We start from the raw sequence: 13,628 nt of genomic DNA, 5'->3' as shown, positions 1-13,628 counted from the left end.
GGTGTGGGCGTTACGGGCGATATCTTGACGCTGAAATGACGCTCGTGACGCTCATTTGACGCTCGTTCTGATGGGGTGTCAGGCCCTCTGTGGGCTGCTCGGACGGCATGCGGTGGGCCTCGTGAGGGCGTGGCGGCCTGGCAGAAGCACCAGGGTCGGATCGGCAAGAGCTCCTTGCTCGCTCGCGGCTGCCAAAGGAGTTCATGTAGTCGACGTCGCCTGGTCACGGTCCAGGCTTCGTGCCGTCGCGGGGCTTCGAGCGGCCAGCAGTGCGGCGCCGCCCCGGCCGCCGAGTCGGACGATCTTCCTCGTGGACACCGGCCGCCGACCAGCGCGAGCACGGCAAGACGCCCGCACACCAGCCCCATGACCTGCAACTTCACGATGCGCACCGCTCAGTGGGAGTCCTCGTCGAGGCCGACCGGGTCCTTCTTGGGCCGGTGGGGCACCGGGAGCGGGCGGCTGTGGCCGCGGCGCGCGGCCGAGACCACGAAGTCACGGACCAAGGAGCGCGTGCTCGGAGCGCCGGCGAGCAGTCCCTGCTCGCGCATGGCGGTGAGGAAGTCCGCGGCGGTGCTGATCCGGGTGTGGGCCCAGCGGATTCGGTGCTTGAGCCCGCGGGCCGCCGGGGCATCCGGGTCAACGCCGTGGCGCCCGGCTACTTCGCCGGCGAGATGGCAGCGGTCGTGCCCGAGGACCTGCTGATGGGCGCCATCGCAGAACGCAGCCCTCTCGGCAGGCTGGGCCGACAGCACGAATTGGACTGCAGTGCTCTTCCTGGCATCGCCGGCCTCGTCCTGCATCACCGGCAGCACGCTCGCCGTCGACGGCGGCACGTCCGGCCGCGGAGTCCTCAGCTTCGACGTTGCCGGGGCCTGCTGTCTCCAGCCATGCCAGCGCGATCACCCAGCTCGACGCCTGTGCATCCGAGCTGGGTGATCAGGAAGACGTGATCGTCGTTCCCGATGACGCCGGGGCAGGTCGGAGGGATTTCAGGATGGTTCGATCATGAGGGGAGAGCCCCGTCGGTGAAGACTGTACGGAGGCTGGCGCACGCGTCCGCGACGGCTTCGGTGGCCTTGGCGAAGGTGCCGGTCTCGGTGAAGAACCCGTGGAACACCCCTGGATAGCGGTGGTGCAGCATGGGTACGCCTTCTGCCTCGAGCCGGCGTGCGTATGCCTCGGCGTCGTCGCGCATGCAGTCCACTTCCGCGGTGATGATGTGGGCGGGGGCGAGAGCGGCCAGGGTCGGAGCCTGGAGGGGCGTCAGGAGTGGGCTGGGTGCCACGCCGTCGCCGACGTACTGACGCATAAACCATTGCGCGTCGGCGGTCCCCAGCAGGGGGGCGTCTGCGAACTCGGTCCAGGACGGGCGCTCGAAGGAGTCGTCCACCCCCGGGTAGACGAGGATCTGGAGGGCCGGCTGGGGCAGTCCGCGGCTGCGCAGGTCCAGGCAGAGCGCTGCCGCCAGGCTTCCGCCGGCCGATTCGCCGCCGACCGCGATGCGGTGGCTGTCGATGCCGAGGGCGGCCGCGTTTTCGACGAGCCAGCCGTGGGCTGCCCTGGTGTCGTCGATGGCGGCGGGGTACGGATGCTCGGGGGCCAGCCGGTAGTCGACCGAGACCACGACGCACTCGGCGTGGCGGCTGAAGAGACGGCACACTTCGTCGGAGCCGTCCAGGGTGCCGACCGTGAAGCCCCCGCCGTGGAGGTAGAGGAGGCAGGGCAGGCCGGCAGGCCCCGTGCGGGGCGCGTGCGGCCGGTAGATGCGAACCGGCACGGAGTGCAGTGCCCCGGCCGGCCCGGTCCAGGTCGCGGTCTCTTCCGTTACGGACGCGACCTGGGTGAGCCGGGGCGGAGGTTGCGGGGCCGTGAACCTCCGCACCCCCTCCAGCCCGAGGGTATGCAGAGGCTGCGGGAGCACCTCGGCCAGAAAGTCGGCTGCCAGGACCGACTCGGGATCGAGGAGTCCGCGCCAGCCGGGCGGCGATTGTGCCCCTGTGGCCGCGGGTCCTGGCCGGGCCGGTCTGCCGTCCGGGTCAGGAGATGGTATCGGTCGCTCGACGGGGGGAATGGGGGGAGTGGTCACAGGGGCGCTCCGCATGCAGGGACCTTGACAAGATCTAGCCGGTTAGGCATGGTCGCACGACTAGATCATGCGATCAACATGCGGGGAGGGGCTGATTGCGGGATCCGGCGATACATTGGACAGGCCACAGGCTCCGTACCACGGGATACTCGGAACGGTCATGACTGAGCTCGGCAGCCCCCAGGACGCCAGATCCTCGCAAGGCGGTCTTTCCGCGGGTGTGTCCGCGGCCGATGGTGCGGTCATGGTGTTGGACCGTGAGCAGCGGCTCGTCGGGTGGAGCCGAGAAGCCGAGAAGTTGTTCGGGTATCGCCCGGATGAGGTGTTGGGCCGTCCCGCCGATGTGATCCTGGCCGACGCGGACACCGGCACCGGCCTGTTCACCGCCAGTGGGGGTCGTGGGCGGACGCCGAAAATCCGGCCGGTACGCCGTCGTGACGGGCACCGGGTCGAGGCGGCCGTGAACTGCAGCCGGCTGCCTCACGGTACATCCGGGGTTGCCTGGCTCGTGCGAGCGATGCCCGCGCGAGAACTGCGCGAGCAGGTCGTCGACCGGGCCGTGATAGCCGGGCTCTACCGCCAGTCGCCCGTCCTGCTGACCATCTACGAAACGGACGGCCGGATTCGCTGGTTCAACCATGCGGTCGAGGAGCAGTTCGGCGCCCCGGTGGAGCAATGCGCCGGGAAGTTCCAGAAGGACCTCCTCCCGGAAGGCGCGCTCCTGCATGACGAAGGTCATCAGACGCCGGACGTCGAGGAGATCATCCGACGCGTCGCGCGGACCGGCGAACCGGTGATTGACATGCGCTACCGGAGCGTCACCCAAGTCGAGCCGCTGCGCGAGCACGTCTGGACGGCCTCGTACTTCGTGCTCAACGACGAGGAAGGGGTGCCGGTCGGGGTCTGCGAGACCGGCGTGGACATCAGTGAGCGCTATGTGGCGCAGCAGCGCCTGGCGTTGCTGAGCAGGGCGGGGGGCAGCATCGGTGGAACCCTGGACATGCGGCGCACGGCGGGCGAGCTGGGCGATCTGGTGGTTCCGGAGTTCGCGGACGCGGTCGTGGTCGGTCTGTTCGCGTCGGTGCTGAGCGGGCAGGAACCCCCGGTGTCGGTGAGCGGCGGCAAGGCCGGTTCCGAGCTGTGCGAGGTGGCGCGGAGCACGCGTGCCGCGGCGGTCGGTGACATCGCGGCCGCGGCCCTGGACGCGGCAGGACCGGGATGTCTCGCGGACGCCGCGCCGGTCTTTGACCCGGCGGCCGGTGCTCTGGTGGTGCCGTTGGAAGCCCGGGACGTGGCGATGGGGGCGGTGGCCTTCGTGCGATCCGCGCCGCGTGATCCCTTCGATGCCGAGGAAGTCGCGCTCGCCGAGGAACTGGCGTCCCGTACCGCAGTGTGTGTGGACAACGCCCGCCGGTACGCCCGGGAGCACGCGACCGCACTGATGTTGCAGCAAAACCTCCTGCCCCGCGCGCTGCCCCGGCCGGCCGGGGTGGAGCTCGCCCACCGCTACCTGCCGGCAACGGGGCCGGTGGGTGTCGGCGGGGACTGGTACGACGTCATCCCGCTGTCCGGGGCGCGCGTCGGGTTCGTGGTCGGGGACGTGGCGGGCCGTGGAATGAATGCAGCCGCCACCATGGGGCGTCTGCGTACCACCGTGGCCGCCCTTGCGGCGCTCGATCTCGCGCCGGAAGAACTTCTCGCCCGCCTGGACGACCTGGTGGTCCAGGCCGGTGCCATCCGGACGGCGGATGAGGCGGAGGACCAGGCGTTCGGCGTCACCTGCCTGTACGCGATCTACGACCCGGTTTCGCGGCGCTGCGTCATGGCACGGGCGGGGCACCCCCCGCCTGTGCTGGTCACGCCCGGCGGACGCGCCGAACTCCTCGACCTTCCCGCCGGGCCTCCGCTGGGCCTGGGCGGCCTTCCCTTCGAGAGTGCGGAAGTCGAGGTTCCGGAAGGCGCGGTGCTCGCGCTGTACACCGACGGGCTGGTGGAAAGCCGGGACCGGGACATCGACTTGGGGATTCGCGCCCTGTGCGAGGTGGTCTCCGACCCTGGGAGCGACCCGCTGGAAAACCTCTGCGACAGCGCCACCGCCGCGCTGCTGCCGCAACCGCCCGAGGACGACGCCGCCCTGCTCCTGGTCCGGATGCACGCCCTCGCCGAGGATCTGGTGTCCACCTGGGACATACCCGCCGACCCCGGCGAAGTGGCCCGCGCGCGGTCGCTGGTCGGTGAACAGCTCGAACGGTGGGAAATCGGTGAGGGTGCCTCCTTCACGGTGGAACTCGCCGTCAGCGAACTGGTCACCAACGCGATCCGCTACGGCCGCCCCCCGATCCGCCTGAGGCTGATCCGGGAACGCGGACTCATCGTCGAAGTCTCCGACGGCGGTCACACCTCCCCGCACCTGCGTCGAGCCGCGATGGAGGACGAGGGCGGCCGCGGCCTCTTCCTCGTCGCACAGATGACGCAACGCTGGGGAACCCGCTACACCCCGACCGGCAAGACGATCTGGACCGAATTGTCATTGGATCCACAGGAGATCACCCCCCTGGCGTTCGGACTGTGACGCCTTTGGGTGAAAGCCGGCAACACTCGCGCAGATCCATTCCCGCAGCCGCGCCCTGCACGGCCCGTACGCGCGCAAGCAGGTCTGACCACATCGTTCGCCAAAGTGGATGGCCGGCCCATGATACCGTTCAAGTGGTTCAAATGACTGAGTCGGTTCCTCTGGGAGTGTTGGATGGCGTACGTGTCGGCGGAGGCGCGGCGGGAACAGTTGATCGAGGCGGCTGTGCGGGTGATCGCTCGCGAGGGCGCCGACGGAGCCACTACCCGGAAGATCGCCGATGAGGCGAAGGCACCACTCGCCTCCCTCCATTACTGCTTTCAGAACAAGGAAAACCTCCTGCTCGCCGTCTTTGCGCAGCTCTCTGAGGAGATGCCTGTCGACGTCGATCTGCCGGAGGGCGAGAACGCGACTCTGGGGCACGTGATAGAGCGGCGCTTGACGAGCGCCATGCAGTGGAGCGTGGAGAACCCCGTCCGGGTGCGGGCCATGATCGAGGTCACAGTCTGGGCCGACCGCTACAACCCTGAGCTTTCCGTCAGCTTCTACGACGCCTTCTTCAAGTCTTCGGAGGCAGCCTTGCGCCAGGCCGACGAGACGCTTTCGGATGAGGAGCTGGACTCGGTGGTGAGGGTCGCGACGTCCATGGTCGACGGGCTCTCGCTACAGATGCTTACAGACGGTGACAAGGAGCGCACGCTGCGCGACACGGCGACCGCCTGCGCGATGCTGAAGGCCTACCTGGGCGAAGGTGCGCGAAAGACCGCCTGAAGGAGCCGCGTTTCCGGACGCTGGAGGGGTGCCGGAGACGCGGCTGTCAAGAGCGCACCTGTCGGTGGGGCGCAGCCCTAATGCAGGCGGATGAAGGCAAGTCGGCGGTCTGCCTTCGCACCGGTGCTGGCCGGCCCAGAGGCATCGACCGGCGAGCGCCTGCCGAAGAGAGCCGAACTCGCCGACCGCTACGCGGAGTCGAGCGGACGTGACCTGGACCGCCTGGACTTCCACCTGGGCGTCGGATACTTCAACCTCCAGGGCCTGACCGGAGGCACCGGCTTCGACGCCGTCGGCGAGGCCCCCGGCCCCTGACGGCCGCCGGGCTGCGCGCAGTCGCGCAGGGCGCGTGAGCGGGAGCACGACGATCTAAGGCGCTCGTCCCCGAACACCCTCGGGGACGAGCGCTCGCGCCGTAGTGGGGCGGGACCCCTGCCTGTCAGTTCAGTTCATACCCTTCACCAACTCCGTGACGAAGGAGAGGTCCTGGCCCGTGCGCGACGCCGAGAGGTCGCCGTCGAGCGGGGTGATCGTCGCGTAGCCGTCCTTCAATAGTTGGTAGTCGACGTCGCTCCGGTCCGAGTCGGCGTTGACGGCGGAGATGTCGTAGTCGCCGTCCTCCCGAAGCGTGTAGGTGGTCGGGAAGGGATCTATGGCGTCCAGCTTCGCTGCTTTCACCTCCTTGAGGCCGTCGAAGGGGTAGTTGACGTTGAGGCCGAGGCCCTTGGGCAGGAGCCGCCGGCAGTCCTCGGACGACTCCTGCAGGGTGCGCAGGAGCTTGACCACGAAGGCTGATGTGCCCTCGAAGTCCGGCGGATTCGTGGCGTCCCCGTCGTAGTCCCAAGGAGACTCGGAGCTGACGGCGATCGACGAGACCCCGCGGTCCATGGCGGTGGTCGCCGCGCCGACGGTCCCCGAGTGGTTGGTCACGCGCGAGGTGTTCTGCCCGTAGTTGGCACCCGACACCACGACATCCGGGTACCGGTCGGCGGGGAGCGCGTGGAGCGCGAACGCCACCGCGTCGGCGGGGGAGCCGTCGACGGCGAGAATGTCGTCATCCTGCGCCACTGGGTGGGTCACCTTCAGCACCCCGCCGTACGCGATCCGCGAGCTCATGCCCGACTGGTTCTTCAGCGGGGCGACCATCGTCACCCGGTGCCCGGCGGCCTTGAGCGCTGTGTAGACCGCCTGGATGCCTGGTGCCGACCAGCCGTCGTCGTTGGTCAGGAGCACATCGAGAGGTCCTGTGCAGCTTGGGCGCGCGGCGGTTGCGGCGGCACGGCTCTCTCCATGCGCCGTGACGGCGACGGATGGTCCGGCCACGCCCAGTGTGGCCAGACCGAGAGCGAGGCTCGCGATCCTGCCTCGTCGATTCATCATGTGTTCTCCGATCCTCGGGGTGAAGGCGCCCCCTTCTTGGGGCGTGTTCCTTTCGCGATGCCGCGTTCTGCGCTACGGAGAGACCATGCGACGGGGACGAGTCGCGTGACTCGCTCGGCTCCGAGAGGCCGTGTCGCGGGCTTCCGTGCCTGCCTGCGACCGCCGTAACCCTGTTGGTTTCGCGGTATTTGACGGGTACTCAGTAGCAGCGCAGCCGTTCGAGCAGGGCCGGATCGACGTCCGAGCTTCACGGTCTGGGCCCTGCGCCGACGAAGCCGACCGCCAGCGCCCTGTCCTCGCCGGGCGCCGTCGTTCACGTTCCCCACGGCGGCCTCGAGCATCCGGCCCTTGAAGCCCGCGGCCTGAATGACGTCGAGCGCGGCGCGGCATCCCACGGCGTATGCGTTCAGACGGGCGGTGCTGGTCGCTCGCGATCGCGGCGACCGACTCGTTCGCCATGGCGGCGAAAGTCCGGGAGGCCATCTCGCTCAGAGCGTTGAGGGTCTCCGGGGCGACGTACGCCCTGGTCCAGGGCGTACGCCGCCGCCTCGACGCAGGCGTTCAGCGCCGGCGAGCAGAACGCGCCGATGATGGTGGCGTCGAGCACGCCGGCGGCCTTGACGTCGTCTGACACAAGCGTCGAGTGGGTTACTTGTCGCCATCAGGGTCTGCTCGTGCCCGCCCCACGCCTCCGATGAGCCCGGGTGGACGACCGTTCCCGGTGCCGATCTGCTGCGGGTAGCAGAGAATCGCTCGTGCCGGTCCAGCCGGTGACGCCCGCCAGCGCCTTATGCGTCGTGTCGTACGGCGAGGTGCAGGTGACCACCACCTTCGAGGACCGCGCCGTCTCGTCGATGTCCCGGATCGAGCTCACTCCGTCGGGAGCAACTGCCTCGGCTCTGGCCGGGGAGCGGTTCCATGCGGCCGTCTTGCGGCCTTTGCGGCGAAGTGCGGGCCAGTGCGGCGCCTATCAGTCCGCAGCCGAGCACGGCCACGTCGGTCACGGTGCCCGGTCGGGCGCACTGAGAGTGACCACTGGGGGAGGTTTCGAGGGATCGTGGCCTTCGAGGACCTGCACCTGGAGCTGCTCGTTGCTCCGTGCGCTCCCTCGCCGCCGGGCTTGACGCCGCGGTCGGCCGGCAGCACGGCTACCTGGTTCGCCTTGACGTTCAGCATGTGAGCCTGGTGTCGGCAAGAACGAGTGCGTTGCCGTTCGGGTGGCGGCCAGCGCTGCCTTCGACGAGCGAAGCTTGATCGATCACGATGTCCGTTGCGGCGTCGGCGGCTTACGCGGCCTGCGCCACCAGGGCCTTGAAGGCGCCCGGGTGGCGGGCGGAGGACACGGCTGTGGCGGCGAGAACGCCGACCGGGAAGGCGGCTGCGACCAGGTATCCCACGGTGTAGAGGTGGGGCTGCGGCACTCCGGGGACCTCGGGGATGAAGGCGAGGGACAGGACGATCGTGTTGACCGCGGCGCCGAAAGCGGCGCCGATCATCATCACCGTGGCCGGGATGCCAGCAGCCATCCCGGCCTGCTCCTCGTCCACCACCAGCTGCGGAATCGCAAACGAGCCGCTGTAGCCTGCGCGGCTTCCGAGACCGACGAGGGCCGAGCCGACGAGGTACTGCCACGTGTGGTCGTGGGCGAACGCGAGCCACACGAGTCCGAGGCCGCATATTGCCGCGCCCACGGCCAGGATGACGCCGGGACGTCCCTGCTGCACCATGCGTTCCGCCACCTTGCCACTGATGAACATGGTCAGCGCGAACGGCAGCATGAGGAGGCTCGTCCCGAGCGCGTCGGTGCCGAGGCCGTATCCGACCTCGGCCGGGGTCTGGGCGTAGTAAGCGACCAGCAGGACGAAGGCCGCATCGACAGCGCCGAACAGGAAGGAGGCCACGCAGGCCGTCGTGGCGTACGGCCGCTTCAGCATCGCGAGGTCGAAGACCGGGGCGGTCGACCGGCGCTGCGCCAGCACCCAGGCGACAGCGGCGACGACCCCGATGGCAAGGATCAGGTAGCACACGTTGCCCCAGACGCTGATCTGCGCCATGGCGAGCAGTATCAGCGTCACCCAGGCGATCATCCACACCGTTCCCCACACGCCGATCCGCGCCGAGGAGGCGGGGCGCGAGTGCGGAACGACCGCCAGAAGTGCCGCCGTGGTCGCCGCGAACGCCGCTGCCAGGATGCAGAAGAAGGCCGACAACGACAGGTACTTCACCGACAGGCCGCCGCCCACCATGCCGGCCACGACGCCGGTTCCGGTGGCCATGACCAGGACGCTGACCGCGGTGGCCACCGAGGAGTCGGACAGGTGGCGGCGCAGGAAGCCGAGCGGGAGCATCTGCGCCGCGCTGCCGAAGCCGAGCACGGCCGACCCGACGAGCAGTGCCGGGTACGAGTCGGCGATGGCGGGGATCAGCGCGCCCACCGTGAGGAGGACGCCGGACCACAGCAGCATCGTGCGGTCGTCGACGATGTCCTGCAGGCGCGGAATGAGCACGAAGCCGGCGCCGCTGCCTAGCAACATCGCCGTGATGACCCAGGTCGCCGCCGAGACGCCGACTGCGAAGTGGCTCTGCATCAGGGGCAGCAGAGGCCCCAGCATGAAGTTGACAGCGATGGTCACCGTGCACAGCAGCGCGGAGACGCTGATCAGTGAGCCTCGCTTGCTCGAAGCCTGGGCTGCAACGCCTGTTCCGGCGCTGAGCACTGTCTCGTTCGCTCTTGTCATCGTGATTCACTCCCGTACGAGAGGGGGCACCGTCTCCTCCGGCTGAGCCCGGCGCCGACGTGTGAGGTGGGTCTCAAGGTGCGTGGCAGGGCCTCGCCGCGGCTATGGCAGGACCGACCAACATGCGGGTGGCTGTGGTGCACCATGCACCACAGCGCCGCTGCTGTGCGTAAGCGCGTCGCCAGTGGCCGGGCGCCTGCTTGCCGACCCGTTACTGTGTGTCTGGCCTGGTGAGGACCTTGCTCTGTGCAGAGAACGCGAGATCGGCGAGCCCGGCCTGCTCGGCGAGGTCGAGATTCTCGACAGCCGCCCCGATCAGCCGGCCACGGTGCCCCGCGGCACGCATGGTGGCCAGCGTGGCCCGGGCGCCCTCAGCGAAGGTCTTCAGTGTCGCCTGGTCGGTCTCGTGGGAGTCGAGGGCGATCGCGGTCGCGGTCTCCGGCGTCACTTCCTCGAGCAGGGCGATCGCCTGCGCCGCCGTCGAAGCCAACGCCCGCGGGGAGAGTCCCTGATCGATCGCATAGGTCGCTGCCTCGACGTAGGCGCCCAGCGCCGCGACGAAGAACGCGCCGATCATGCTCGCCTCCAGCACCCCGGCGCCGCGCACCTCGTCGGAAACGTGCTGTGACGCACCGCCGAGGCTCATGAAGACGTCCCGGTGCTCCTCCCAGAGGTCGGCCGGCCCGGACACGAGGACCATTCCCTGGGGAGAGCCGATGCCGCTGGGGTAGGAGGCGATGAGTCCGTCGAGGTAGGAGGCACCTCGCTCGCCCGCCCAGCGCGCCATGTCCTCGGCTTCGTCGGCCGATCCGCTGCCCAGATTGACCAATGTGGTGGAGCCCCAGGCGGTGACCGGCTGGAGAGCCGAGCGCGTGCTCTCGTAGTTGTTGGTGCAGGCGATGCAGATCCTCGACGCCGGCACCGCTTCGTCGAGTGAAACCACAGGCGAGACGCCCGAGTCGGCGAGCGCGAGAGCCCGTTCCGGCGAGCGGTTCCACGCGGCCACCGAATAGCCCCGCCCGGCGAGGGTTCTCGCGAGTGCGGCTCCCATCAGCCCACAGCCGATGACCAGGACGTCGTACTTCTTCGTACTGCCCATGAATCCATTCCTTTCGATGACTGCCACGTCGCTCGTCACTTCCAACCGACGGGGGCGCACGCCTCAGGCCGACGTCGCCGGACGGCCTGCAGGCCGGCACTACGGTCCCCTGCAATGCGACGCGCAGGCCGACGACGACGGAGTTACCGCACTCCTGGGTCGCACATGGGTCGACGGGGGCTGAAATGGCTCTCTTCCGCTTCGACCCTGGCTGCTGGGGCCGTCGTCCTGCCAGGGCGCGTTCAGCACAGGTTCGAGTGAGACTGGGTGTACTCCGCACCTTGCGGCATCCGCACGGTGGGAGGCACCATGCCCCAATCCCTTTCACGCCTACGATCGCGGTGCATGAAGATGTTGTGGCCGAATCCGTCCGAACGGGTGTGCGAGCTGATTCGGCAAATCGCTGAAGGCCTGCTGCCGGTGCCGGACGAGGTCGTCGACCAGGTGTGGCGGGCCTCGCAGCGCGAGGCGCGGCAGCGCGAGTACGTCGACGATCCCGTGCTGTCGGAGGCGGACCGGCGCCTCTGCAAGGCCAATCTGACGCACTGGCTCGTGTCCAACCTGCAGGAACCGGGGCGCCGGGTGACTCCGGCCAAGGACCGCGAGATGCTGATCACCGCCCGCGACCTTGTGCTGCGCGGGATGGACCTGAACGAAATCGGGTCCTGGCGTGCCGCCCAGCGGGTCGGCTGGGGGTTGTGGGTCGAGCAGTGCTTCGCCGCGACCACGGACCGCGACGAGCTGCGCGAGCTGATAGAGGTGTCCACCAACTCGCTGACGACCTATACCGACGACTCCATCGCCGCGGTCGGAACCTACGTCGACGAAATCCGCGCGGAGATGGGCCTCGGCGCACAGGCGCAGCGGCACACGACGGTCCAATTGCTGCTGCAGGGCGCGCGCATCAGCCCCGGACGTGCGGAGGAGCAGCTCGGGTATCCGCTGGCCGGGCATCACGTCGCGGCGATCCTGTGGGTCGATTCCCCAGCCGATGTGCATGAGCTCGAGCGAGCCGCCGAGTGCGTCATGCGGACGTGCGGTGCGACCCGCCGTCTGACCCTCCCGCCGAGCACATCCGCGCTCTGGCTGTGGATCCCTGCGCACGAGGCTCCGCCGGCGGCCGATGTTCTGCACGTCTTGGAGAAGACCCCCGGCGTACGCGTGACCCTCGGCCGTCCCGGAGCAGGTCTCCCGGGTTTCAGGCAGAGCCATCTGGACGCTGCCGCGGCACAGCGCCTGCTGGCCCGGGTCGGATCGCCGCGACAGGTCGTCCGCTACGAGGATGTGCACCTCGTCGACCTGCTCACAGCCGATCCGAGCCAGGCCGAGCAGTTCGTAGCCGGCGCTCTCGGCGATCTGGCGACAGCGGACCCGGTCCTGCAGTGCACGGTGCGCACCTACATCGCCGAGGGGTACAGCGTTTCGAGAACCGCCGACCGGTTGTTCGCCCACCGCAACACCATCGAACGGCGTCTCGCCAAGGCCCGCACAATGCTGCCGAGGCCGCTCGACCACGATCCGACGAGCGTTTCGGCCGCCCTCATGCTGGTGGAACTGCAGCAGGACCAGGGCTCCGGATGTTGATCGGCTGCGCGGTGCGGAACGGTGAGGTTCGCACCTGCTCTCGTGCGCAAACTGGGCGGCCCTCAAAAGCTCCTCAATAGCCTTGGATATCAAGGGAATTCGGCGATCCGTCGGATGTCCGTGGTGGTTGACGGGAATCGGCTGACCGGGCGCGCCGGGCGGTGCGGCTCTGCTGGTGTGCGGGGACGAGTCGGGGTGGTGCACCGCGCGATGGCGATCGTGCCTGGAAGTGGGGCAGCAGGCGCCCCTTCGCGCGCTGCCCCGCGGCTCCACCGCTCGGCGGGGCTCGGCCACGAATCTCATCGCGGCCATCGCCCCCGAGTTCGAGAAAGTCGGCGGCAGTCTCGACTCTGCGGCGATCTCGCATGAGGGGTGTGAGGTTCCCCGAGCGGGTGATCCTGCCCTGACCTGGCACGCGACCCGGACTCGACTCAGGCCTATGACCTCGCGCTGATCTCCGCCGATACCACCAGATGCGCGAGGACTTCGGCATCGGCCGGGCGCGCAACCGCACCCGGCGCGCGGTGGAGCGCTCCGTCCCGTTCGGCCTGGCCGTCTGCACGACCACCGTGCTCTGATACGCGCTGCACGGGCACCACCCCGCCGACCTCACCGAGCGCCCGGCCCCGAGGAAATCGCGGCCGTCACCCGCGCCTGGGCCGCAGCAGCCGCGTAGAGCCCACCCCAAGATCACCGTTCGCTACAAAGCCGAGGGTGTAGCGGGTGCCCTGTCGCCGGGTGAGTTGCGCGACGAGGAAGAGGCCTCGGCCCCCTTCGTCGGTGGTGCGGGCATGCCGCCATGCGGGGTTGGGGGTGTCGAAGACGCCGGCGCCCATGCCGCGTTCCACCAGGCGCCGGATCTCGACGTCGATCTGCCGGCGGATGTCCCGGATCTCGGCGAGGTGCTCGTCGCCGAGCGAGGCCGGCTCATGGTTCACGATGCGTGCGCTGGTGTGGGCCCAGGTGTGGTGGACGGCGAAGGAGCGTACGGCGGCGGCCGGCTGGGTCGGGTGCCGAGGCGATCGCCCGAACGGACCAGGTCGAGTGTCGGCTCGTGCCGGTCCGCGAGATCAGGTGGAGTAGCTCCTCCTTGGACTTGTGGTGGACGTAGAGCGCGGCCGGACTCATGCCCGCGGTCGACGCGATGTCGCGCGTGGGGGTCCCGTGGAAGCACCGGTCCGCGAACGCGGCCTCGGCCTCGAGCGGCTGTGCGCGGGTCTCGCCGGCGCGGGAACGGTCCTCGGGGCTGGTCATGTCGTCCTCCGTCACTGTCACCGTCCTGGCCGCTCCGGCTCGTGTGATGCGGGTTACATGCAGTCGCCGGTTGACGCCTCGGTCCCCCTGGGGCAGGGTGACCGGCAACGCGGTAAGCAACCGCTTAGTATGTTGAAGGGG

11 protein-coding genes and 1 pseudogene are annotated in these 13,628 nt (G+C 69.2%); 5 read left to right on the top strand and 7 right to left on the bottom strand.

Going from position 1 to position 13,628, the window contains the following annotated elements:
• Nucleotides 1–395 precede the first annotated feature (395 nt).
• Nucleotides 396–836, bottom strand: coding sequence for a hypothetical protein (locus AB0K02_RS11260; protein WP_365992111.1), 441 nt, complete (start codon nt 834–836; stop codon nt 396–398).
• A gap of 170 nt (nt 837–1,006) precedes the next feature.
• Nucleotides 1,007–1,780 (bottom strand): alpha/beta hydrolase, encoded by a 774-nt coding sequence (locus AB0K02_RS11255; protein ID WP_365992110.1) that lies wholly within the window; start codon nt 1,778–1,780, stop codon nt 1,007–1,009.
• Nucleotides 1,781–2,249: 469 nt separating this feature from the next.
• Here AB0K02_RS11255 and AB0K02_RS11250 point away from each other — a divergent pair, with 469 nt between their 5' ends.
• The 3 genes from AB0K02_RS11250 to AB0K02_RS11240 all read left to right on the top strand — a co-directional run bounded on the left by AB0K02_RS11250 (nt 2,250) and on the right by AB0K02_RS11240 (nt 5,747).
• Nucleotides 2,250–4,661, top strand: a complete 2,412-nt coding sequence (locus tag AB0K02_RS11250) for a SpoIIE family protein phosphatase (protein WP_365992109.1) — start codon at nt 2,250–2,252, stop codon at nt 4,659–4,661.
• 174 nt (nt 4,662–4,835) lie between these two features.
• The gene (locus AB0K02_RS11245) at nt 4,836–5,432 is read left to right on the top strand and encodes a TetR family transcriptional regulator (protein ID WP_365992108.1); all 597 of its coding nucleotides are present in this window, start codon (nt 4,836–4,838) and stop codon (nt 5,430–5,432) included.
• A 123-nt stretch (nt 5,433–5,555) separates the two neighbouring features.
• Nucleotides 5,556–5,747, top strand: coding sequence for a hypothetical protein (locus AB0K02_RS11240; protein WP_365992107.1), 192 nt, complete (start codon nt 5,556–5,558; stop codon nt 5,745–5,747).
• 129 nt (nt 5,748–5,876) lie between these two features.
• On the opposite strand, the gene surE is transcribed toward AB0K02_RS11240, so the two are convergent.
• The gene (surE, locus tag AB0K02_RS11235) at nt 5,877–6,665 is read right to left on the bottom strand and encodes a 5'/3'-nucleotidase SurE (protein ID WP_365992106.1); all 789 of its coding nucleotides are present in this window, start codon (nt 6,663–6,665) and stop codon (nt 5,877–5,879) included.
• Between the two features lie 547 nt (nt 6,666–7,212).
• Here surE and AB0K02_RS11230 point away from each other — a divergent pair.
• Complete coding sequence (locus AB0K02_RS11230) at nt 7,213–7,443, top strand: hypothetical protein (protein ID WP_365992105.1); 231 nt, start codon at nt 7,213–7,215, stop codon at nt 7,441–7,443.
• Nucleotides 7,444–8,098: 655 nt separating this feature from the next.
• On the opposite strand, the gene AB0K02_RS11225 is transcribed toward AB0K02_RS11230, so the two are convergent.
• Together AB0K02_RS11225 and AB0K02_RS11220 are read right to left on the bottom strand one after the other, a co-directional pair.
• Complete coding sequence (locus AB0K02_RS11225; RefSeq protein ID WP_365992104.1) at nt 8,099–9,445, bottom strand: MFS transporter; 1,347 nt, start codon at nt 9,443–9,445, stop codon at nt 8,099–8,101.
• Nucleotides 9,446–9,761: 316 nt separating this feature from the next.
• The gene (locus AB0K02_RS11220; RefSeq protein ID WP_365992103.1) at nt 9,762–10,649 is read right to left on the bottom strand and encodes an NAD(P)-binding domain-containing protein; all 888 of its coding nucleotides are present in this window, start codon (nt 10,647–10,649) and stop codon (nt 9,762–9,764) included.
• 345 nt (nt 10,650–10,994) lie between these two features.
• On the opposite strand from AB0K02_RS11220, the gene AB0K02_RS11215 reads away from it, so the two are divergent.
• Nucleotides 10,995–12,233 (top strand): helix-turn-helix domain-containing protein, encoded by a 1,239-nt coding sequence (locus AB0K02_RS11215; RefSeq protein WP_365992102.1) that lies wholly within the window; start codon nt 10,995–10,997, stop codon nt 12,231–12,233.
• Nucleotides 12,234–13,093: 860 nt separating this feature from the next.
• On the opposite strand, the pseudogene AB0K02_RS11210 reads toward AB0K02_RS11215, so the two are convergent.
• Together AB0K02_RS11210 and AB0K02_RS11205 are read right to left on the bottom strand one after the other, a co-directional pair.
• Nucleotides 13,094–13,171 (bottom strand): annotated as a pseudogene (locus AB0K02_RS11210) (hypothetical protein); the annotation flags it as partial.
• On the bottom strand, nt 13,161–13,487 hold the full coding sequence (locus tag AB0K02_RS11205) for a helix-turn-helix domain-containing protein (protein WP_365992101.1): 327 nt from the start codon (nt 13,485–13,487) through the stop codon (nt 13,161–13,163). The pseudogene AB0K02_RS11210 and the gene AB0K02_RS11205, both read right to left, overlap by 11 nt.
• Nucleotides 13,488–13,628 lie beyond the last annotated feature (141 nt).

The organism is Streptomyces sp. NPDC049597 (assembly GCF_040675505.1).
Taxonomy (GTDB): domain Bacteria; phylum Actinomycetota; class Actinomycetes; order Streptomycetales; family Streptomycetaceae; genus Streptomyces.
This window is presented reverse-complemented; position numbering and strand designations above follow the sequence as displayed.